This is a genomic window from Dyadobacter sp. OTU695 (genome assembly GCF_038440355.1).
Taxonomy (GTDB): Bacteria; Bacteroidota; Bacteroidia; order Cytophagales; family Spirosomataceae; genus Dyadobacter.
In genome coordinates, this window is the sequence record NZ_JASATN010000006.1 from 86,656 (window position 1) to 105,596 (window position 18,941).

Sequence of the window (18,941 nt, forward strand, 5' to 3'; positions counted from 1 at the left end):
TTTTTAGTCTTAGAAAGTTACACGTACACCTGCATTAAGCACTCGCGACTGCGGGTAGTATTGTCCATTTGAAGAAGTCGCTTCCGGATCCCAGATCTTGATCTTGTCGAACGTGATCAGGTTCAATCCATTCACATACACGCGCAGGTTGCCTACCCCGATCTTAGAACCGATTTCAGACGGCAGGTTGTAGCCCAATTCGATGTTTTTCAGACGCAGGTAATTGTTGCTTTTCAGATAATAGGTGTTTGCGCCCGCATTATCGAAGTTGGTATAATAGGTGTTGTTGCGGTTGGCCAGGCGGGGATCGGTCGAGCTTGGGTTGTCGATTGTCCACCGGTGGTCGTAAGCGTATTTGAGGTAGTTGCCAATGTCACCCGACTCTGTCTGCCCGATGTATTGCAAACCACCCAGCGTTCCCTGGAAAAGAATGGACAGGTCAAACGATTTGTAGCCAAGATTGATGTTCATACCACCAGTGAATTGCGGACGGTTGGTTTTGTCTGACCGTACCTTATCGTCGGCCGTAATTTTGCCATCGTTGTTGATATCCTTGAACTTCATGTCACCCGGGCGAAGCGATCCGGTAATACCACTGTAATCCAGCTTGTTTGCATCGATCGATGCCTGATCTGCGAAAACGCCGTCATATTGATACGCAAGGAATGCATTGTAAGGCTTTCCGGTAGTACGCTGGTATGAAGGAGCACCCGGCGTTTCATCCCAGTACTTGATCGTGTTTTTGGCATAACCACCATTCACACCCACAGAGTAGGTGAAGTTGTCGACGCTTCCATCGTAGCTAACTTTGAACTCCCACCCTTTGTTTTGCAGCTTTCCAAGGTTTTGAGGTGGAAGCTTGCCGTCGATACCTGCGCTGGAAGGTGTAGAACCTGTTTTCGGGATCAGGATTTTCGAACGGTTATTGATAAAGTAGTCGATTTCAAATGCGATGCGGTCTTTCCACAAAGTACCTTCGATACCGAAGTTGGAGTTGTTGGCAACTTCCCATGTGAAAGTGTTGTTCGCAACACGGCTTTCCAGCAAAGTTTTGGCAACCTGATCATTGATAATGTAGGTTCCAAAGCCCATGGTATTCAGGTACTGGTATTCGGCCAATGTTTCTGTACCCAGCAGATAAGGCTCAGCACCCATTTGTCCCCATGATGCACGCAGTTTCACGTTGTTGACAAAGCGGATATTGTCTTTCCAGAAACCCTCTTCTGAAATACGCCAGCCCGCCGAAACTCCCGGGAAGAAACCGAAACGGCCGTCTTTGGGGAATACGTAGGAACCATCCGCACGCCACAGGAATTCAGCGAGATATTTCTCCTTGAAGTTGTAACCCACGCGACCGAAATAGCTCAGACGTGCACGCTTGTAAAGATCCCCATTGTTCGTTCCCGAGTTACCAATGTTCTGCTCGGGTGTACCGCCGGCAAAAAGCTGGTCAACCACCGGAGAGATAAAGTAGCGGCGATATGCAAAGAAACCATCAGCATCCACAGTTTCGCGCTGAATACCTACCATCGCATTAAAGTTGTGTGAGCCGATTGTCTTCTCGTAAGAAGCTTGTCCTGTAAGCTGAATCGAAAGTTCCTGCGAAGAAGTCTCGGTCAAACGTGGATCGTTAAATGTCGAACGCACGGTACCTGTCAAGAATGGGGTCACGCCATCCTCTTCGTAAGTCTTTTTGTCCCAGTAATAAAGCGTCCAAGGCTTCTGGAACGACTTCTGACGACGCATTTGCTTATCGATCGCAGCCATTGCCGTCACTTTCAAACCTGGTACGCCAGGGACATCGATGTCCAATTGGCCGTTGGTCTGGATGTAATCACGCTTGTCGTTGTTATAACCTGTTGTATTGGTCGTAATTACCGCAGGGTTCTGACCGTTCTCGATGTCCGGACCAGGGCGTCCGTCAGGCCAGATCGCGATTTCGGTAGGCTTTCCGCGCATCAGCATCCGGAAGATATCCCCGGCGCCGCCGCCATTGGGGAAGCGGCGGAACTCTTCACGCATAACCACGCCCAGCTTGGCAGTCACGTATTTGTTGATCTTTGTATCAAGGTTCACGCGCATGTCGTACTGCTTGTAACCCGTTGCCGAGTTCACATAGTTACCTTCCTGGTTAATATAACCCAATGAGGCAAGGTATTTTATGTTCTCGCTACCGCCTGTCAATTGCAGGTTATGGCGCTGCTGTGGCGACCATTTGCGGATCACCGAGCCGTACCAGTCGGTGTTTGGGTGGATCAGCGGGTCGGACCCATCACGGAATTTTTGAAGATCGGTTGGCGTAAACACGGCGCTCAGCACATTACCATTGTCGGTACGAGTGTAGGCACCGTTTGTATTGAAGCCTTGCAATGCGCCCGACCACTGATTGACCGGCAGGTTGTCATAAATCTGCAACTCGTTACGGATAGTCGCATATTCGGCTGCATCAGACATTTTCGGCGTGCGGGTGGGCTGCCCCATCCCCACGTTCAAGTCGTATGAAAGCTGCGGCTTGCCGCTCTTTCCCCGTTTCGTTGTAATGAGGATAACCCCGTTACCCGCGCGTGAACCGTAAATGGCCGCAGCGGCATCTTTCAATACCGAAATACTCTCGATGTCGGCAGGGTTCAAACGGTCCAGACCACCCGAGCGGTTAGGAACACCGTCCACAACGATCAGCGCATTGCTGTTACCGAGGGAGTTGGTACCGCGGATGCGGATCGCAGAGCCGTCGTAACCAGGTTCACCGCTCGATTGTACTGCGGAAACGCCCGGAAGACGGCCTCCCAATGTATTGGAAAGGTTCGTAGAAGGGGCTTTTTGCAATTCGGCACCTTTCACGGCCGTTACCGAACCCGTCAGCGTAGCTTTCTTGGCCGTACCATAACCTACGACCACGACTTCGTCGAGTGCTTTGGTATCAGTTGCCATTTTAACATCCAGGCTGGTTTTGTTTCCCAGTGGAATCTCCTGCGTAATGTAGCCGATGAAAGAGAACACGAGCGTTGCCGTACCCGGCGCATTCACTGTGTAATTACCTTCGATGTCCGTCACCGTGCCCGTCGACGTCCCTTTGACCAGGACACTCACGCCGGGCAATCCCTGCCCCTGCTCATCATTCACTTTTCCCTTCACCGTTACATCCTGAGCGTATGTAGCGGTCATGACCAACAGGGTCAACAGAAGGGAGCAAAAATACCGCGTTAGGCTACGGTACTTTTCCCGTTCAGAAATCCTCATAGATTAAGTATAGATAGATAGTAGATAGTTAAAAAAATTATAAAAAAATGAAAAGATATTACAAACCAGACTCATGCGTAATCCCTTGCTTTTCAGCAAGTCAGAGAAGTGTCTACCATACACAATTTATCTCACAAAAAACTCCCTAAAATCCTATTCTAAAAATTCCACCTGTAACCACCGGGCTATTTATTTACACTTAAAAGGGAGGCTGAACTCGAAAATGTTATATTTTGTAATCCGGCAATACCGAGCTGAGCAGTAGGAACACCAGATGTACAAAAAGATATGAAATTATTTACATAAACAAGCTTTCCTGCTTTCTGACTATGTTTTCTTGGAAAATAACCAGTAGTTACTTAACGTATACTGGGAACCGGTCTCTATACGCAGCAACTAGTTAGACAGGCAACAAAAAACCGCTTCCATTACATGGAAACGGCCATTTAGAAGATAGTAATAGCAATTTTGCAGAAACTTACCTGATTTTTGCACCTCACTCCGCCCAGAGCGGTCTGTGAAACGAATTGATCTTATAAAAATTATATTTTTTAAGATTAAAAAACGATTAACGAGCCGTCCACCCGCCGTCGACGGCAAGGATTGAGCCAACCATGTAGCTGGCCGCGTCGCTGGCTAAAAATATGGCAGCGCCCTGGATTTCACGCAGATGTCCCCATCGCCGCAGGGCAGTAGCGCCCAGGATAATGTCGCGCGCATCGTCGCTTTCAGCGATCGGAATATTCATTTCGGTAAGAAACGGACCGGGGCATATGGCATTCACCATAATGTCGAAAGGGGCAAGTTCCAGCGCCAGCGCGCGGGTCATCTGCACGATAGCACCCTTGCTTGCCGTGTAGGGCGTCCGGTTGGCTAGTCCGACTAGCCCCAGTGTACTGGCCAGATTGATAATGCGGCCGCAGTGCCGCGCTTTCATATGTGGTGCTACCGCCCGGCACGACAGCCACGTACCGGTCACGTTCACCTCCATAACATGTTTGAAATCCACCGGTGACAGCTCGTCTATGGGTCCACGGATATTGATCCCTGCGCTATTAACAAGAATGTCGATCTTACCGAAACTTTCCAGAGCAAATGCAGCCATCGCATTTATCTGTTCTTCGCTGGTAACATCGGCCGCATAGGATAGTACCCGCGTACCGAAAGAAATGCACAATTCGGCAGCGCTCCGCTCACCATCGACTGCGCTTCTGTTGACCAGCAGAATATCACAGCCGGCCGATGCCAGCCCGGCCGCCATGGCAAGACCAAGCCCCTTGGAGCCGCCTGTGACAATGGCAACCTTCCCGGTGAGGTCAAATTGTTTGATACCCGGTAAAACGTCCTGCACCATAGTGATCAGTACTGATGAAATGCTTTGGAAACAAACGCAAGCACCTCCGGCAGCGATTCGCGCCAGTATGTCCAGGTGTGCCCGCCCTCGCGTACACGGAATTCGTGTGGTATTTCTTTTTTGCGCAATGCAATGTGAACAAGACTATTGCCTTCATAGAGAAAATCATCATCACCACAGTCGATATACCAACGAACAGCCTTTTTCTGATCCTCGGCCATGTTGTTGATCAACGCCAGTGCGCTGTGACGGTTGTAGTACCGCTCTACGGTCGAATCGGCGATATTGGGATTATTTCTGATCAGGTTCTTTTTGGCGTCATCCAGGGTAATCGGACCGGTCGATGCGCTGAGCGGGCAAGCCGAAGAGAACAACTCGGGGTGGTGCAATGCGTACATGAAGCTACCGCCACCGCCCATCGACAGCCCGGCGATGGCCCTGAACCGTTTTTCGCTTTTGATACGAAACTTCTTTTCCACGTAGGGCATAAGTTCGGTGAAGAAAAAGTCCTCGTAGTTCCAGTCTCCCTTTACGTCGTTGAAATACCCTCTCCTACCCGTATTGGCATCGGGCATGACGATGATCATCGGCGTGGCAGTACCTTCCCGGATCGCTTTGTCGGCTATGTGCAGCACCTCGCCGAATTGTACCCAGCCCGTATGATCGTCGCCCCCGCCGTGCAACAGGTACATGACCGGATAACTCCGTTCGGAAGTCCCATAATCGGGTGGAAGGTAAACGGCAAATTTCCTTTCGGATTTGAGCAGCTTGGAGGGTACCGAGAGATTATCGAGCACTTTCCCCGTCTGGGCAAGCGCGGGAGTGGCCAGCAATGCGGCCAACGCGATCGTAAAGATGATCTTCATACAGGAACAATTGGATTAGGGTTGAAATAAGAAAAGCGGGAGATGTTGTGCATCTCCCGCTCTGTATGAAGGTTTTATTTCTTCTTCATTTTCATGGCCACCGGGTCCCAGTGAACAATCTTCTTACTGAAATAGCTCTCATTGCAGGCCAGCACCGGAGCCGCCGCCCGAAAGCCGAACACGGGGTCTTCAACGGTGCCCACACTTCCTTTTTTTACATTTTCAAAGAAGTCCCTGAAATGGTTGGCGTGCGCGTCATCCTCTTTTGGAGCTTCGAACCGCACTTCTTTTACCGGTTCCGCTTTCCTGGTCTCTTCCGGGTATTGAGCATCATATTGTCTTTTGAATTCCTTCTGCTGTGCTTCCGAGAATGTATTGAAGCTGTCGTAGCCTCCCATACCGGGTGCTTTCGGCAGTTTCTTTTTTGTTAACACAAGGTTGTTTTCTGTAAATTCAATTTGCCCCTCCGTTCCGATAATACGGGTATTGTTGGCAATAGCGCCCGCATTGGCGAAGTTCACGCGTAGTACCATCTGGAAATTGGCATGGATATCGGTTTTGGGATAATCCAGGATCGAAACCAGCACATCGGGTACGTCCCGGCCGTCTTTCCAGTAGCTCAGCTCACCGGATGACATTACACGCTCAGGGCCCAGCGAATTGGTTACAAAATGCACGCCGGTAATAAGGTGTACAAAAAGGTCGCCGCCCACACCGGTACCGTAGTCCTGGTAATTTCTCCAGCGGAAAAACCGTTTCGCGTCAAACGCACGTTTGGGCGCGTCGCCAAGATAGGTATCCCAATCGACGGTGCTGGGCGAAGCGTCGGTCGGGATGGAGTAGTTCCATGCGCCAATGGCATTGAAACGGTCGTTATTGGATTCGACATAATTGATCTCGCCGATCTCTCCTGCCTGGAAGAGATGCTTTGCTTCCTTAAAAGAAGCTGAGCTGATGCGTTGGCTGCCGACCTGCATTGTTTTACCCGATTTTTTCCAGGCATCGATCACCGATAATCCTTCATTAATATGATGAACCATTGGTTTTTCGCAATACACATTCTTTCCTGCCTGCAATGCGGCTTTGGTAATGTGGTCGTGCCAATGGTCGGGGGTTACCACCAGCACCGCATCGATGTCTTTTCTTTCCAGGATCTGGCGGTAATCCCTCGTGGTAAAAATATCCTTTCCGTAAAGCTCCTTTACGCGGGTAAGGCGGCCGTCGTACAAGTCGGCGGCAGCGACAAATTCCACATCCTGCGAGCTGCGCAGGGCGGCCTTCGTGTCGCTATGCCCCTGGATGCCCATTCCGATCGTGGCGAAACGGATCTTGTCATTAGGACTGATTTTTTTCAGGTCCTTAATAATGTGAAATGGTTTGGCAATACTTTCCGTGGCTAACAGTGCGGACGCTGCTGTTACATTTTTGAGAAAACTACGGCGGTCAGGCTTCATTGTAAGAGTTTCAAAGGTTTAAGAAGATGATCCCCTAATTTAAACAATTCGCGATTTGTTGCGCCGCTAAATCAAAAATATGTACATTTTGCCACCTTATTACCCACCCTACTAATTAACTAACGTTCTATGCACGCCGACCAGCGAAAAAAACTGATTAATGAACTGACCGACCTTATTAAGGGCGGAAACGCACACGTCACCCTGGAAGACGCCCTGGAAGGCGTCCCGGCCAACCTGCGTGCGGTGATTCCCGATAAGCTGCCATACAGCATCTGGCAACTTCTGGAACATATCCGGATCGCTCAGAAGGACATCATCGATTTTTCGATCTCCAGGGATTACCAGACGCTTATCTGGCCCGATGAATACTGGCCGCAGCCAACCGATCAGGTGAGCGATGAGCAGTGGGAAAAAAGCGTGAAGGAAATTCGCGACGATCAGCAGCGCTTTTTTCAGCTGTTGCAGAATGATGAGAAGGACCTTTTCAGTCCATTGCCATGGGGTAGCGGGCAGAACATTGTCCGCGAGGCTATGCTGATCGCCGACCACAACTCCTACCATACCGCCGAGATCATCGTAGCCCGACGTTTGCTGGGCATCTGGAAGTAAAGACATTGCCAAACTGCCGGCATTTTAAGCTCCGGCAGTTTGGCAATCAAAGCTCCTCAATCATAATATCCTTATAAAATACCTTGGCCTTTCCGCCACCGTGGATTTGCAGGCCGATCAGTCCTTTCTGGGGAATGGATTTATCCGGCTCGACGTAATCCACCGTTTTCGTGCCGTTCAGGAAAAGCTGGATGTGGCCGTTCTGGCTGTGCACCTCATAGCTATTCCAATCGTTGCGCCTGACGGTTTTTTCTACCAATGCCGAATCCGGTGCGATCAACGTCTTGTTCCGCCTCGACTCGTCGTAAAGACTAGCCCAGTATTTATCACCCAGATCAGCCTGGTATCCTGTCATTTCATAGGGCGGATTTTGCAGGCGTACGCTGTGAAACTGGATGCCCGTGTTGATAAAGCCTTCATGGCCTGTCAGTTTAAACCTTACTTTCAATATAAAATTGGAATACTCCTTACGCGTACACAGGAACTCGTTATGCGGCACGTTTTCTTCCAGTGAGCCGCCTGCAATGCTGCCATTTTCAATCTTCCAGGTTTTGACGGTATCCCCCTCCCATCCATTGAATGTTTTCCCATCAAAAAGCGAGACCTTTTTACCGGGCTGGATCATTATGCAGCCGACAAACGCCAGGACGACAGGGCAGGAAAAATAGAACAGGAGCTTTCTCATGGCACGGTCGGTTTGGTGCTAGTATACTTTTTTCTAATGATGATTAAAGAAATGAGGTGAGGATTTTTACTTGAATGGGCTGCAACAAGCAACCACCGCTGCTTTTAAGCTAATATCTGTATTTTTACAACGTAAGACCGCCACTGAAACGGAGAATACGTAAACCTGAGGAGTTGTTACCAATGACTGATAGTACCCTTAATAAGCCTGAGAACGACCTGCTGCTGGCGATCGAGCGGTTTAAACTTGTGGCAAAAGCTACCCATGACGTGATCTGGGACTGGGACCTTACCAAGGGCACGGTCTGGTGGAACGAAGGCATGCAGGAAATTTTCGGATACCATCCCGAAGAGGTCGAAAACGGCCCCAATTCCTGGTTCGACCGCATTCACCCCGATGACCAGGAGCAGGTAGTCAAAAAGATTTATGATGTCATAGAAAAAGGTGAAAGTAACTGGTCGAATTTCTACCGGTTCCGGCGGGCCAACGGCTCATATGCCCACGTACACGACCGCGGATACACGATCCAGAGCGAGGAAAAACCCGTTCGAATGGTCGGATCGATGATGGATATCACCCAGCAGCTGCGCTCGGACAAGGCCCGTGAGGAAAGCGAGCAAAACTTAACATTCGCCATCCAGGCCGCCCAGCTAGGCACCTGGAATCTGAATCCCGTAAATCAGACGGTGTTATTCAACGACCGCTGTAAAGAGCTCTACGGCATTCCCGCGGAAACCGAAATGCATTATGAGAGCCTGGTGCAGTTTATCCATCCCGACGACCGCGCCCGGGTAACCGAAGCCGTCCAACGCGCATTGGATCCGTCTTTAAGGGCAAGTTATGATATCCGTTACCGGGTGATCGGTGCCACCGACCGTAAACTCCGCTGGCTGCATTGCACAGGCCAGGCTTCCTTCGATCAATTGGGAAACCCCATTCGCTTTTCCGGCATTTCCCGTGAAATTACTTCGGAGATTGCCAGCCAGGAAAAAATTGCCTGGGCCGACCAGCAGGCCGCGATGACCATTGAAGGATCGGGGGCTGGCTCGTTTATGGTGACACTGGCGACCAACGAGATCATTTATTCCCCTACAATGGCCCGGATCATCACCGGCAGCGAGTCGGTCAACATGACAAGGGACATTCTACTGGCCAGTCTTCATCCGGATGACATAGGGATCCGAAACCAGGCATATGCCGAAGCGGAGGACAACGGAGAGCTCCGCTATGAGGCGCGATTTATTTGGAATGATGGCTCCATACATTGGGTACGGGTGCTCGGGCGCTACCTCTACGACAGCCTGGGCAAGGCCGTTTCGCTGTCCGGCATTGTGATGGACATTACCGACCGCATCGAATCGGAACAACGACTGAAAGTCAATGAGGAACATTTAAGGACGCTTATCGAGCAGGCACCTGTTGCTACCGCATTGTTTGTCGGTAAGGATATGGTGATCGACATTCCGAACGAAGCGATGCTGAAAGTATGGGGAAAAGGAAGGTCGGTGATTGGTAAACCGCTGCGGGAAGCGTTGCCGGAGCTCGTAGGCCAGCCGTTTCTTGATATCCTCGACCGTATTTACAAAACCGGCCAACCGCATTCGGAGCAGGGCGCCAGGGCCGATCTGGTGATCGACGGTGAACTGCACACTTTCTATTACGACTATACCTACAAGCCCCTGAAAAATGCGATGGGGGAAGTGTATGCGATCCTGGATATGGCCGTCGACGTGACCGAGCAGGTCGTTTCACGCCAGGAGCTCGAACAGAGCGAAGAAAGGTACCGCCAACTGGCCAGCGAGCTGGAAAGGCGCGTAGGCCAGCGCACCGACGAGCTTCATCAGGCCAATATCGAGCTGGTGAACTCCAACAACAACCTGCAACAGTTTGCCTATGCAGCCAGCCATGATATGCAGGAACCGCTGCGGAAAATCCAGTCGTTTGGCTCACGCCTGCTTGCGACCTATTCGGACAAGCTCGATGACAACGGCAAATACATGCTCAACCGCATTCAGGACGCCTCAAAGCGCATGTCGGTGATGATCGACGATCTTCTGGCCTATTCCCGCCTGACCACGCGCGAGGGTGAATTTGGCGAAGTGCCATTGGATGATATCGTCAATTCGGTGCTGGCGGATCTGGAAATATCAATCCAGGAACAAAAGACTGATATCATTGTTGGGGACCTGCCTGTTGTCTGGGGCAATGCTCCGCAGCTTACACAGCTTGTGCAGAACCTGATCAGCAATGCGGTGAAATACCGGCTCCCCGACCAGGAATCGATTATCAGGCTGTCTTACCGGACGGTGGATAAAACAGAAAAGGAAACGTTGCCAAAATTATTGCCCGACCACAGGTATATCTGCCTCGAGGTGAGCGACAACGGCATCGGCTTTGACGAAATCTACCTCGACCGGATTTTCCAGATGTTCCAGCGCCTACACGGTCGGAGCGAGTTCTCGGGCTCGGGCATTGGACTGGCGTTGTGCAAAAAGGTTGTTCAGAACCATCATGGTTATATTACCGCTAGGAGTCAACCCGGAAAAGGATCAACCTTCATCGTATACCTGCCGCTTCCTTTATGATGCGGCAGCTTTATTTTTGCCAGATATCAGAAAATTCTTCCGGATGGCGACGGAACTGCCCATGCACGTACTCGCATAGCGGCATTACCTGCAATCCCTGCTCACGGGCATAGGCGACCATCGCATCGAGCATTTTTCTGGCCAATCCGCGACCTTCCATGGCCGGGTCAACTTCGGTATGATACACCGTTAATGTAGTTTCACTCAATCCGATCACCATTTCGCCCACCTGTTTTCCGTCTTCTTCGACATAAAAAGCCCCGCGACGACGGTTATCCAGCTTGAATTTGATCTCAGCCATAAATTTTTGTTTAAAGTGCGATACGTCCGGGGCAAATATATCCATAATTTTGCCGCCCCAATCGCCTTACGCCATGAACGTATTTCCCGTATCGAATTCCAATCTGTCACCGTCCCATCTCGGCGTTTTTGTTCAAAAGCATTACTTTCCTGATCAGCAGGTTGAATGCCGGATATTGAAAACGGGCATCAGCGATACTTACCTGGTCGTTACGCCCGCGAAACGCTACATCTTCCGTGTTTACAGTTTCCAGTGGCGTACACAGGCTGAGATTTCGGAAGAGTTGCGCTTATTACAGCACTTGCGGAAAAATGGCATATCGGTCTCATATGCGATTCCCGATCTGGAGAATACATTCATCCATTCTTTTGCAGCACCGGAAGGAGAACGTTTTGGCGTGTTGTTCTCTTTTGCCGAAGGCGAGAAGGTGCTCAATTTCAACGCAGAAACACATTTCCAGGTAGGGAAGCTGATGGCCGAAATGCATTTACTGGCTCAGAATTTCCCGCTGCAACGCGTTACCTATACCGAAAAAGAACTGTTGATCGACTCACTTGTAGAACTTAGCAGGTTTCTTCCCGAGGATACCGAGGAAATGCAGTATATGAGAACGGTACAGGAATATCTCATCACCGAGCTGAAAAACGCAGATCAAAGCCAGCTGAGACACGGCGCTGTTCATCTCGATCTTTGGTTTGACAACATGAATGTCACACCGGAAGGTAAGATTACGTTCTTTGATTTCGATTTTTGCGGTAATGGCTGGCTCTGCCTTGATATGGCCTATTATATGCTGCAAATCCATTCGACAGAAAAGGACGATGACGAACGCGAACGCAAAACCACTCAGTTTATAAAAGGTTACGAATCCGTTACCCCTGTCAGTGACGAAGAAAAGCGGCTGATCCCGATGCTGGGAATCTGCCTGTACTTCTTTTACCTGGGTATCCAGTCGCAGCGGTACGACAACTGGTCGAATGTGTTCCTGAATGAAATATACCTTAAAAGGTTCATTAACCTTTTACTCAAAAAATACTTTGATTATCACCAACTTGGCCATAAGCTGACTTCATAATTGCTTACTTTCGACGCATTGCAGGCAAATATGATGATGTTCAAAATTCTTTTTCCGCTGCTGTTTTTAGCCGGGCTGTGGTTGCTGATCCGCAGCATTGGCAAGATCATTGAAATTTACGGGGGTAAAAAAATTATGCTGCCCTTGGATAAACCACTTCCGCACTTCCAGCTTTCAGAGCCCGGCGAATACGAAATCGCCTACCGTCGCCCTGCATTCCTGAGCATTATACCCACCAGCGTACAGTACCAACTGATTTCTGTGCCCGACGGAAAGCATTTTGAGGTAACCCATGGGGTCAACCACCTCGGATCGAGGAAGGATATGACTGGCAGCCGCGTTGTGCCAGTTGCCGAATTCAGTATCCATGCACCCGGTATTTACCACTTAACCGTCGGGGAGCTGGGGAAAATCAAAAAGGGAGATGGTTTGATTATCATGAAAAAAACCGGTTCAAAAGGCTTTCTGATGATATTTGCCATTATCATTTCCGCCATAGCGACCATAGGCGGAATGGTGTTGAGTGTGCTTGCATTTTTAGGTAAAATATAAAAAGGCCGGCATTACTACCGGCCCGCGCGCTCTAAACGGCTGCCTCAACAATTTTCTTCATCTTCGTAAGGCTCGTCTTCGCTACCTGCAATGCGTCCTGCGCCCAATAATCCTTATTGAACACTTCGAATGACAGAATAATGGGCTTATCGGGGTTTTTAAGGCTTTGAATTACATTTTTCCACGGAGCAATACCATCACCTACATACACGCGGTCCGCGTCGGTGATCGACTCGCGAGGCGGCGTTTTAGGATAATCGTTTACGTGGAAGATTTCTATCAGTGGCTTACCTACATCTTTAATGGCACCCATCCCCGAGCCGCCTTTGTGCAAGTGGTAAACATCCATGAGCAAGCGTGCCGAAGGGTGCCCCGATTCGACCGCCACATATAATATCTCCCCCACCCGGCTGAGGTTTTTAGAAAAGCCCCACAATTCCAAATGTGGCACAACACCTGTTTTATCTCCTAATTCAAGAATCGCCCTGTAACGCTCGGCTACTCTTGCGAGATCCAGCGAAGCGCCGGTAGTGGCCCCCATCGGCGGGGCAGCTACGCGCGGGCAACCAATGGCCGCCAGCTGTTCCATTTCACCTTTGAGCTGGTCCAATGCTTTGGCACGGGCCGTTTCATCGTCCACAATCCACGTCGCAAAACCGATGGCATCCTCCACTTTCAATCCAAGATCACCGATGATGCGTTTAGCTTCCTGTAACGTTCCTCCCTCTTTGAGATAGTCCTGCAAAGTGCTGATCCATATCTCCACCGAACCGTAACCTGCTTTTGCCGCTACTTCCAGCTCCTTGCGAAACCCGAGTTTCTGGCCGCGCAAGGTGCTCATGTTGAGAGAATAAATAAAGGGCTGAACTTTGGCTTTCGCAGCTTCGGCTGGAACAATGCCTGCTGCGCTCACAGCGGCGATCGAGGATAATGCTTCCCGGCGGTTCATTAACGTGTTATGAATGGTTAACTGATTTAACTGTAAAGCCGCTTTCAGGAATTATTTACCGCAAATCCATGTAAATTGGTTGTTATACCAAATCGATTACACCTCCCATGGAACCGGATAACTATATCATACCAGCGCAAACCCGTATCGGCCACGTCCACCTCAAAGTAGCGGACCTCGACCGCGCCATCGATTTCTACTGCGGCCTGCTCGGCTTTGAAATTACTACCCGCTACGGCACTCAGGCCGTGTTCATTTCCGCCGGCGGCTACCACCACCACATCGGATTGAATACCTGGTACAGCAAAGGCGCGCCCCCTGCGTCGGCCCACGGCGTCGGCCTGTTTCATACAGCCATTCTCTACCCGACCCGCAAGGACCTGGCCGTTGCATTGAACCGTCTTTTGAAGGCCAACTATCCCCTCACCGGCGCCAGTGACCATGGTGTTTCAGAAGCATTGTATCTGAACGACCCCGACGGCAACGGCGTAGAATTGTACTGGGACCGCCCGCAGGACCAATGGGAATACCTTCCCGACGGATCTATCGAAATGTATACCCGGAGTTTGAATATACCGGGGTTGCTGGGGGAGTTGGATAAATAATGCATAGTACCGGCCGCGTTTTCGCTATCTCGCTTCCAACTACTGGATCGAGTTTAGCCCAGAAGATCTCGCCTCGCTGCATTACAAATTCTCGAAATCAGCGTGCTGAAAATCGTTTGTAATGGAAAGATCTTCCTCACGGGTAGCCTGATACCCCTCTTTCAGCAAATCTTGAAGTGAATCGCGGCGTTCGCGCGCGATCTTCTCTTCGATTGCCTCTTTGGTGAACCCTTCCTCGTCTTTTCGACGTGAACGGATGAAATTAATGTCGGTGTCGGAAAGTGCTATTTTTATCGTTTTCATGTGTGTTGTTTTTTCAAATATAACATTTAAAACTACCCAGTCCAACAATCCGTTAACGCACAGCCTAGTACTTCATCAACAAGGTCAACAACTTCCGATCCAGCTTATGCCCGTGCCAGTCTTCATAGGCGACATCCTCGCGACGCGAATCCAGTACGCCGAAATCTCCCGCGAATTCCCAGAGCGAAAAACCGATTCCATTCGAAGAAAGAATGTCGAGCACGTCGTTGAACCAGGCCAGGAAAACATCATGTGGCGTTTTGTTCCAGCAGCCGCATTCGCCGCAGTGCACGCCCACACCCTTACTGACAAGCTCTATCCAGGGTTTATAAAACTTTTCGAGCATGGCCCGGCTGAGGTATTGGTCGCCCACCTGCCCCGGCCATTTCGGTTCGGGCGCATTGTCCGGGTCCTTCATCGCCCAGGGCGCTTTGTAATGCGAAATAATGCCCGGGTGGTAGCCACGGCAGCTTTGCGCAATGTCGAGATCAGCCAGCTCCGGAATTACCGAGGTGCCTACATCATTGCCGTCCGCAATGATCAAATGCCCCGGATTTTCCTTTCTGATCGCTTCCGACGCGGCAATAGCAACCTTTCGGTAAACATCGCCGGGGACCGACGATCGCTTCGAATGCTGGTCGTTCATATCGGCGCGCATGCTCGGCTCATTAAGCAAATCGAAGCTGATGCGCTTCGATGAAGTACTCTTGTATCTTTTGGCCCACATATTCCAGTGAAAACAAAATGCGTCGAGGGCTTTCTGATCCGTCCATAGATTGTAAGGCTCATTAAAACCTGCATTGACGCAATATCCAGGCGCCCGGTGCAGGTTAAGGCTTACGTGGATGTTGTGCTTGTGCGCGGCGGAAACGAGCCTATCGATACGGTCCACGGCCTGCTCGTCGATATGGTAAACCTGTTCCGGAGTGATGTTGCGGTTGCGGTCGAATTTGAGATAGGCCGGATAAGCCATCGGGATACGCACAAAGTCGAAACCCCAGTCGGCCATCCATTTGAACTGTTCCTCGGTGGTAGCTTTTCTGCCTTTGGCGGGATCGGGCGAAAAAAAGTCCAGCAGATTAAAGCCTTTCCATTTGGGAAGTTTGTTTTGCGCTGCCTGACTGGAAAACGCAAAACCGGAAGCCAATGTGGCCCCGGCTGTTGCGATGGATGTATTTTTAATGAATGTCCTGCGATGCATGTCGGTTCGGAAGTTATTTGTGGTAACTTCCTACTAAACACAGGCAGACACCTGTTTTACTGCTATTCGTTGCCCGAACGGATGATACCCGTTTTGGTATGCCCGTCCTGGTTGCTGTAATTATACATCAGTTCGAACTTCCTGTCACCTAGATCTTTAAGATACTTGGCTTTCAATTTCTGTTGAAGGGCAGCAGGTTGTTTTGCGCCATTCACTATCAGTTCGTCGTTCGATAATCTGTACGACAAACTTTCCTTGTCCTTCACCAGGCCCGCCTGTGTAAGCTCATCGATAATACCATCCTGGATCTTGATATAAGCTTCTCTCTCCTTTTCGGCTACTTTACGCTGTTCTTCTGCCTTTTCCCGCATATCTTCTGCGGCCTCGCGCTGTTTTTCAGCCATTTGCCGCATTTGATCTGCCTGTTTCCGCATATCGTCCGCAGCTTCACGTTGCTTAGCCGCTTCCGCCCTTATTTTGTCAGCCTCCTCGCGGTTGGTATTGGCATTCAGCCGCATTTGACTGGCGTACTCCCGTTGTTTTTCGGCGTCCAACCGCATTTGACCGGCGTGCTCACGCTGTTTTTCAGCTTCGCGGCGCTGACCTTCCGCGATTTTGCGCATTTCCTGCGCCTCTTCACGTTGTTTCTCCGCCAGTTCATGCTGTACCTTTATTTCTGCCATGATCTTGTCGATCTCCGGCTGATACTTCGCATAATCACTTTCGGGTATCTCCCGGTCGTCTACCCAGAGCGATATCATCTTGCCATTCCGCTGTACGATCTCATACTGCTTGTTGTTACGTGTAATATTATACGTACTGATACCCTCCCGCGCAGAATGTACGCTCGCGGAGTGGATCTCCATTTCGGATGACCGCTGCTTCTTTTTCGGAAGCGTGTCGGGCTGTTCGGCTAAAATTTCATGTTCGCGCATCTGCACCGCTTCGCGGGTCTTCGGCATGGGAGCAGCTACGGCGGGCTGCTTTGCCGTTAACGCGGGGATTTTGGTGGATACCGGCTGCTTTTCCGGCGCGGTCGCCGCTGAGAGCGCAATCGCCGCTGCCAGACTGAATGTTACAAATAGTTTTTCCATGGCATCAAGTGGTTTATTATTGTTATTGATAATGCGTTTGATCCTCTCCAGCAAATGATTACGCTTTCTGGAAAAGGCCATTTCAAAGGCGGGACGTGACTGGTTGTACTCCTGGAACGAGATCAGCGCATGAATGAAAGAAGTCTTATTCTGCATGACGCTGATCGCCAGATCGTCGCAGCAATGTTCCCGTTCCTCACGGATCAGTTTGGACACCCACCAGACAGCCGGATTGAAGAAGAACACGTTTTCACAAAAGACCTGCACGAGATTGATCAGGTAATCGCGGCGGCGGATATGGGCCAGTTCATGCAACAAGATCGCCTCGACCTGGGCTGCGGGAAGGTTCGCAAGCATGCCCAGCGGCACGAGTACCATCGGTTTGACAAACCCTACCACCATCGGTACAGCCACCTGCGCCGATTCGCGAAGCTCGGTTTCCTGCGTTACCCGCATTCTTTCCGCCAGCTCGTAAAACCGGACGATCCATTGCATTCCCGGCGTCGAAACCGTTCTGGTAACCCTGGTCAGGTAAGCCAGCCCACTCACTGCCTGTAAGGATTTCAGTACAAAAACCAGGAACCAAACCGTAACGATCTGCTGAGCGTTAGCTGCAAAAAAGGCCACAATCTGTTCCTGCCAGCCGTTGTTTGCCGTCGCTCCGGCAGTTGCGATGGTCAGAATACCCGCTTCTCCGAAAAAGACCTTTTGCTGTGCCCAAGGCATTGGCTGGGTTAGCATGGAAGCCATCGCTGCACTTGCATCCCTTAAAACGAAAACGAATGTTCCAATAGCTCCGGCGACAAACACTACCATCACCAAAGCGAGCAAATTGTAGCGAAATGCAGGCTTACTTTTACGGGTTGACAGCAAAATGATCCCGGCCAGGATAGCGGCAACGAGCCCCTGCCAGAGCGAGTGCATAAGCGTGAGGCACAATGCTTCGATCCATTGGCGGGCGGCGGGCTGATCGATGATATTCCAATTCATGGCTAACTGATTTAAGCAGTTGGATAATTACTGTTCGAGTGTTTTGAGAAAATCCCTGATCTCGTTAAGCTCTTCGTCGGAAGTGTTTTTGTTGCCGAAAAGCTGCATAACCAGGCTGGATGCAGAGCCTTTATACATCGAATCGACAAACCGTTCCAGCAGAGCCGACTTCGTTTTATCTTCCGGCTCGGCCGGGCTGTAAATGTGCTTCATACTACTCTCGTCGCGGATCACGATACCTTTCTCGGCCATGATCTGCATGAGCTTCAAGGTAGATGAATACTGCACCGCGCGTTTCTCCTCGTTGAGCTTGTCGTTCACAAACCGCACCGTCGACGGGCCATGTTCCCATAGCACTTGCAGTATCTCTAATTCTGATTTTGTAGGTTCCATTGGCAAGTTTTTAATCAACCGTTCAAAGGTAGGAAAAATTTCGTACGAAAAAATTTTTATCGAAAAATTTCTAGATTTATTTAAACAAAACCACACTACCATGTTCACGAAAACGATCACTCCAAAGACCACTTCGGTCACGATTGAGCTTCCTGACGAATATATTGGAAAAAATGTAAAGGTTACCGCGTCAGTTGAAGTGCCAAAGAATTATGAAAAGTTGACGCTTGCCGAGCGGTTGGAGCACATCAAAAACACCTACTCAAAATTTCCTCGTAAAGATCTGTCTAAGCTTAAATTTGATCGAGACGAAGCAAATGATTTTGAGTAATACTTTTTTAGATTCAAATATTCTTATTTATCTGATGGACGACCACCTGGAAAAACGCCGCGCCGCAGAAGAGCTATTGGCGGAAATTCCGTGTGTCAATGCGCAAGTATTGGTGGAAGTCGGAAACGTCTGTAAAAGGAAATTGAGCTACACCAAGCACGAAGTAAGTGAACTATGGTATCCCTTGATGACACACTGTAAGGTTGCTGAAATAACGGAAACCACCATTGCCGATGCCATCTATCTGAGCGAAAAATATGATTTCCAGCTCTTTGATGCGATCGTCGTCTCCGGCGCGCTGGATGCGGTGTTCTATACTCGGAAGATATGCAGCATCAAATGATTGCAGAA

The 18,941-nt window shown here is 50.0% G+C and carries 19 protein-coding genes; 7 read left to right on the forward strand and 12 right to left on the reverse strand.

Annotation, left to right across the window (positions count from 1 at the left end):
- Positions 1-9 precede the first annotated feature (9 nt).
- The 4 genes from AAHB90_RS13495 to AAHB90_RS13510 all read right to left on the reverse strand — a co-directional run bounded on the left by AAHB90_RS13495 (position 10) and on the right by AAHB90_RS13510 (position 6,914).
- Positions 10-3,165 (reverse strand): SusC/RagA family TonB-linked outer membrane protein, encoded by a 3,156-nt coding sequence (locus AAHB90_RS13495; RefSeq protein WP_342085716.1) that lies wholly within the window; start codon positions 3,163-3,165, stop codon positions 10-12.
- A gap of 643 nt (positions 3,166-3,808) precedes the next feature.
- Positions 3,809-4,594 (reverse strand): SDR family NAD(P)-dependent oxidoreductase, encoded by a 786-nt coding sequence (locus AAHB90_RS13500; RefSeq protein ID WP_342085718.1) that lies wholly within the window; start codon positions 4,592-4,594, stop codon positions 3,809-3,811.
- Positions 4,595-4,599: 5 nt separating this feature from the next.
- The gene (locus AAHB90_RS13505) at positions 4,600-5,460 is read right to left on the reverse strand and encodes an alpha/beta hydrolase (RefSeq protein ID WP_342085720.1); all 861 of its coding nucleotides are present in this window, start codon (positions 5,458-5,460) and stop codon (positions 4,600-4,602) included.
- Positions 5,461-5,534: 74 nt separating this feature from the next.
- On the reverse strand, positions 5,535-6,914 hold the full coding sequence (locus AAHB90_RS13510; RefSeq protein ID WP_342085721.1) for a Gfo/Idh/MocA family protein: 1,380 nt from the start codon (positions 6,912-6,914) through the stop codon (positions 5,535-5,537).
- A 129-nt stretch (positions 6,915-7,043) separates the two neighbouring features.
- Between AAHB90_RS13510 and AAHB90_RS13515 the strand changes: the two genes are divergently transcribed.
- Positions 7,044-7,526, forward strand: coding sequence for a DinB family protein (locus AAHB90_RS13515; protein ID WP_342085722.1), 483 nt, complete (start codon positions 7,044-7,046; stop codon positions 7,524-7,526).
- 46 nt (positions 7,527-7,572) lie between these two features.
- Here AAHB90_RS13515 and AAHB90_RS13520 read toward each other — a convergent pair whose 3' ends face one another.
- Complete coding sequence (locus AAHB90_RS13520) at positions 7,573-8,211, reverse strand: 3-keto-disaccharide hydrolase (RefSeq protein WP_342085724.1); 639 nt, start codon at positions 8,209-8,211, stop codon at positions 7,573-7,575.
- A 182-nt stretch (positions 8,212-8,393) separates the two neighbouring features.
- On the opposite strand from AAHB90_RS13520, the gene AAHB90_RS13525 reads away from it, so the two are divergent.
- Complete coding sequence (locus AAHB90_RS13525; RefSeq protein ID WP_342085725.1) at positions 8,394-10,796, forward strand: PAS domain-containing sensor histidine kinase; 2,403 nt, start codon at positions 8,394-8,396, stop codon at positions 10,794-10,796.
- A 10-nt stretch (positions 10,797-10,806) separates the two neighbouring features.
- Here AAHB90_RS13525 and AAHB90_RS13530 read toward each other — a convergent pair whose 3' ends face one another.
- Positions 10,807-11,142 carry a GNAT family N-acetyltransferase gene (locus AAHB90_RS13530; RefSeq protein WP_342085726.1) on the reverse strand — a complete coding sequence of 112 codons (336 nt, stop codon included), beginning with the start codon at positions 11,140-11,142 and terminating at the stop codon, positions 10,807-10,809.
- A 28-nt stretch (positions 11,143-11,170) separates the two neighbouring features.
- On the opposite strand from AAHB90_RS13530, the gene AAHB90_RS13535 reads away from it, so the two are divergent.
- The gene (locus AAHB90_RS13535; RefSeq protein ID WP_342085727.1) at positions 11,171-12,172 is read left to right on the forward strand and encodes a phosphotransferase; all 1,002 of its coding nucleotides are present in this window, start codon (positions 11,171-11,173) and stop codon (positions 12,170-12,172) included.
- Positions 12,173-12,724 carry a hypothetical protein gene (locus AAHB90_RS13540; protein ID WP_342085728.1) on the forward strand — a complete coding sequence of 184 codons (552 nt, stop codon included), beginning with the start codon at positions 12,173-12,175 and terminating at the stop codon, positions 12,722-12,724.
- 31 nt (positions 12,725-12,755) lie between these two features.
- On the opposite strand, the gene AAHB90_RS13545 is transcribed toward AAHB90_RS13540, so the two are convergent.
- On the reverse strand, positions 12,756-13,673 hold the full coding sequence (locus AAHB90_RS13545; RefSeq protein WP_342085729.1) for a sugar phosphate isomerase/epimerase family protein: 918 nt from the start codon (positions 13,671-13,673) through the stop codon (positions 12,756-12,758).
- A 107-nt stretch (positions 13,674-13,780) separates the two neighbouring features.
- Between AAHB90_RS13545 and AAHB90_RS13550 the strand changes: the two genes are divergently transcribed.
- The gene (locus AAHB90_RS13550) at positions 13,781-14,278 is read left to right on the forward strand and encodes a VOC family protein (protein ID WP_342085730.1); all 498 of its coding nucleotides are present in this window, start codon (positions 13,781-13,783) and stop codon (positions 14,276-14,278) included.
- Here AAHB90_RS13550 and AAHB90_RS32795 read toward each other — a convergent pair.
- The 5 genes from AAHB90_RS32795 to AAHB90_RS13570 form a co-directional block, all read right to left on the reverse strand.
- Positions 14,217-14,360 carry a type II toxin-antitoxin system PemK/MazF family toxin gene (locus AAHB90_RS32795; protein ID WP_446717900.1) on the reverse strand — a complete coding sequence of 48 codons (144 nt, stop codon included), beginning with the start codon at positions 14,358-14,360 and terminating at the stop codon, positions 14,217-14,219. The genes AAHB90_RS13550 and AAHB90_RS32795 overlap by 62 nt on opposite strands.
- Positions 14,360-14,581 carry a hypothetical protein gene (locus AAHB90_RS13555; protein ID WP_342085731.1) on the reverse strand — a complete coding sequence of 74 codons (222 nt, stop codon included), beginning with the start codon at positions 14,579-14,581 and terminating at the stop codon, positions 14,360-14,362. The genes AAHB90_RS32795 and AAHB90_RS13555 overlap by 1 nt, the downstream gene beginning before the upstream one ends.
- Positions 14,582-14,645: 64 nt before the next feature.
- Positions 14,646-15,782, reverse strand: a complete 1,137-nt coding sequence (locus AAHB90_RS13560) for a glycoside hydrolase family 5 protein (protein ID WP_342085732.1) — start codon at positions 15,780-15,782, stop codon at positions 14,646-14,648.
- 62 nt (positions 15,783-15,844) lie between these two features.
- Complete coding sequence (locus AAHB90_RS13565; RefSeq protein ID WP_342085733.1) at positions 15,845-17,866, reverse strand: M56 family metallopeptidase; 2,022 nt, start codon at positions 17,864-17,866, stop codon at positions 15,845-15,847.
- 27 nt (positions 17,867-17,893) lie between these two features.
- Positions 17,894-18,259, reverse strand: a complete 366-nt coding sequence (locus tag AAHB90_RS13570) for a BlaI/MecI/CopY family transcriptional regulator (protein ID WP_342085734.1) — start codon at positions 18,257-18,259, stop codon at positions 17,894-17,896.
- A gap of 100 nt (positions 18,260-18,359) precedes the next feature.
- On the opposite strand from AAHB90_RS13570, the gene AAHB90_RS13575 reads away from it, so the two are divergent.
- Positions 18,360-18,590, forward strand: a complete 231-nt coding sequence (locus AAHB90_RS13575) for a DUF2080 family transposase-associated protein (protein WP_342085735.1) — start codon at positions 18,360-18,362, stop codon at positions 18,588-18,590.
- On the forward strand, positions 18,559-18,933 hold the full coding sequence (locus tag AAHB90_RS13580; protein WP_342085736.1) for a PIN domain-containing protein: 375 nt from the start codon (positions 18,559-18,561) through the stop codon (positions 18,931-18,933). The genes AAHB90_RS13575 and AAHB90_RS13580 overlap by 32 nt, the downstream gene beginning before the upstream one ends.
- Positions 18,934-18,941: the final 8 nt, after the last annotated feature.

Excerpts from the sequence above, each read along its gene's own strand:
- AAHB90_RS13575 (WP_342085735.1), top strand. The coding sequence starts at position 18,360 with ATGTTCACGAAAACGATCACTCCAAAGACCACTTCGGTCACGATTGAG.
- AAHB90_RS13525 (WP_342085725.1), top strand. The coding sequence starts at position 8,394 with ATGACTGATAGTACCCTTAATAAGCCTGAGAACGACCTGCTGCTGGCG.
- AAHB90_RS13555 (WP_342085731.1), bottom strand. The coding sequence starts at position 14,581 with ATGAAAACGATAAAAATAGCACTTTCCGACACCGACATTAATTTCATC.
- AAHB90_RS13570 (WP_342085734.1), bottom strand. The coding sequence starts at position 18,259 with ATGGAACCTACAAAATCAGAATTAGAGATACTGCAAGTGCTATGGGAA.
- AAHB90_RS13565 (WP_342085733.1), bottom strand. The coding sequence starts at position 17,866 with ATGAATTGGAATATCATCGATCAGCCCGCCGCCCGCCAATGGATCGAA.
- AAHB90_RS13500 (WP_342085718.1), bottom strand. The coding sequence starts at position 4,594 with ATGGTGCAGGACGTTTTACCGGGTATCAAACAATTTGACCTCACCGGG.
- AAHB90_RS13530 (WP_342085726.1), bottom strand. The coding sequence starts at position 11,142 with ATGGATATATTTGCCCCGGACGTATCGCACTTTAAACAAAAATTTATG.
- AAHB90_RS13495 (WP_342085716.1), bottom strand. The coding sequence starts at position 3,165 with ATGACCGCTACATACGCTCAGGATGTAACGGTGAAGGGAAAAGTGAAT.
- AAHB90_RS13510 (WP_342085721.1), bottom strand. The coding sequence starts at position 6,914 with ATGAAGCCTGACCGCCGTAGTTTTCTCAAAAATGTAACAGCAGCGTCC.
- AAHB90_RS13560 (WP_342085732.1), bottom strand. The coding sequence starts at position 15,782 with ATGCATCGCAGGACATTCATTAAAAATACATCCATCGCAACAGCCGGG.
- AAHB90_RS13545 (WP_342085729.1), bottom strand. The coding sequence starts at position 13,673 with ATGAACCGCCGGGAAGCATTATCCTCGATCGCCGCTGTGAGCGCAGCA.
- AAHB90_RS13550 (WP_342085730.1), top strand. The coding sequence starts at position 13,781 with ATGGAACCGGATAACTATATCATACCAGCGCAAACCCGTATCGGCCAC.
- AAHB90_RS13505 (WP_342085720.1), bottom strand. The coding sequence starts at position 5,460 with ATGAAGATCATCTTTACGATCGCGTTGGCCGCATTGCTGGCCACTCCC.
- AAHB90_RS13515 (WP_342085722.1), top strand. The coding sequence starts at position 7,044 with ATGCACGCCGACCAGCGAAAAAAACTGATTAATGAACTGACCGACCTT.
- AAHB90_RS13535 (WP_342085727.1), top strand. The coding sequence starts at position 11,171 with ATGAACGTATTTCCCGTATCGAATTCCAATCTGTCACCGTCCCATCTC.
- AAHB90_RS13520 (WP_342085724.1), bottom strand. The coding sequence starts at position 8,211 with ATGAGAAAGCTCCTGTTCTATTTTTCCTGCCCTGTCGTCCTGGCGTTT.
- AAHB90_RS32795 (WP_446717900.1), bottom strand. The coding sequence starts at position 14,360 with ATGCAGCGAGGCGAGATCTTCTGGGCTAAACTCGATCCAGTAGTTGGA.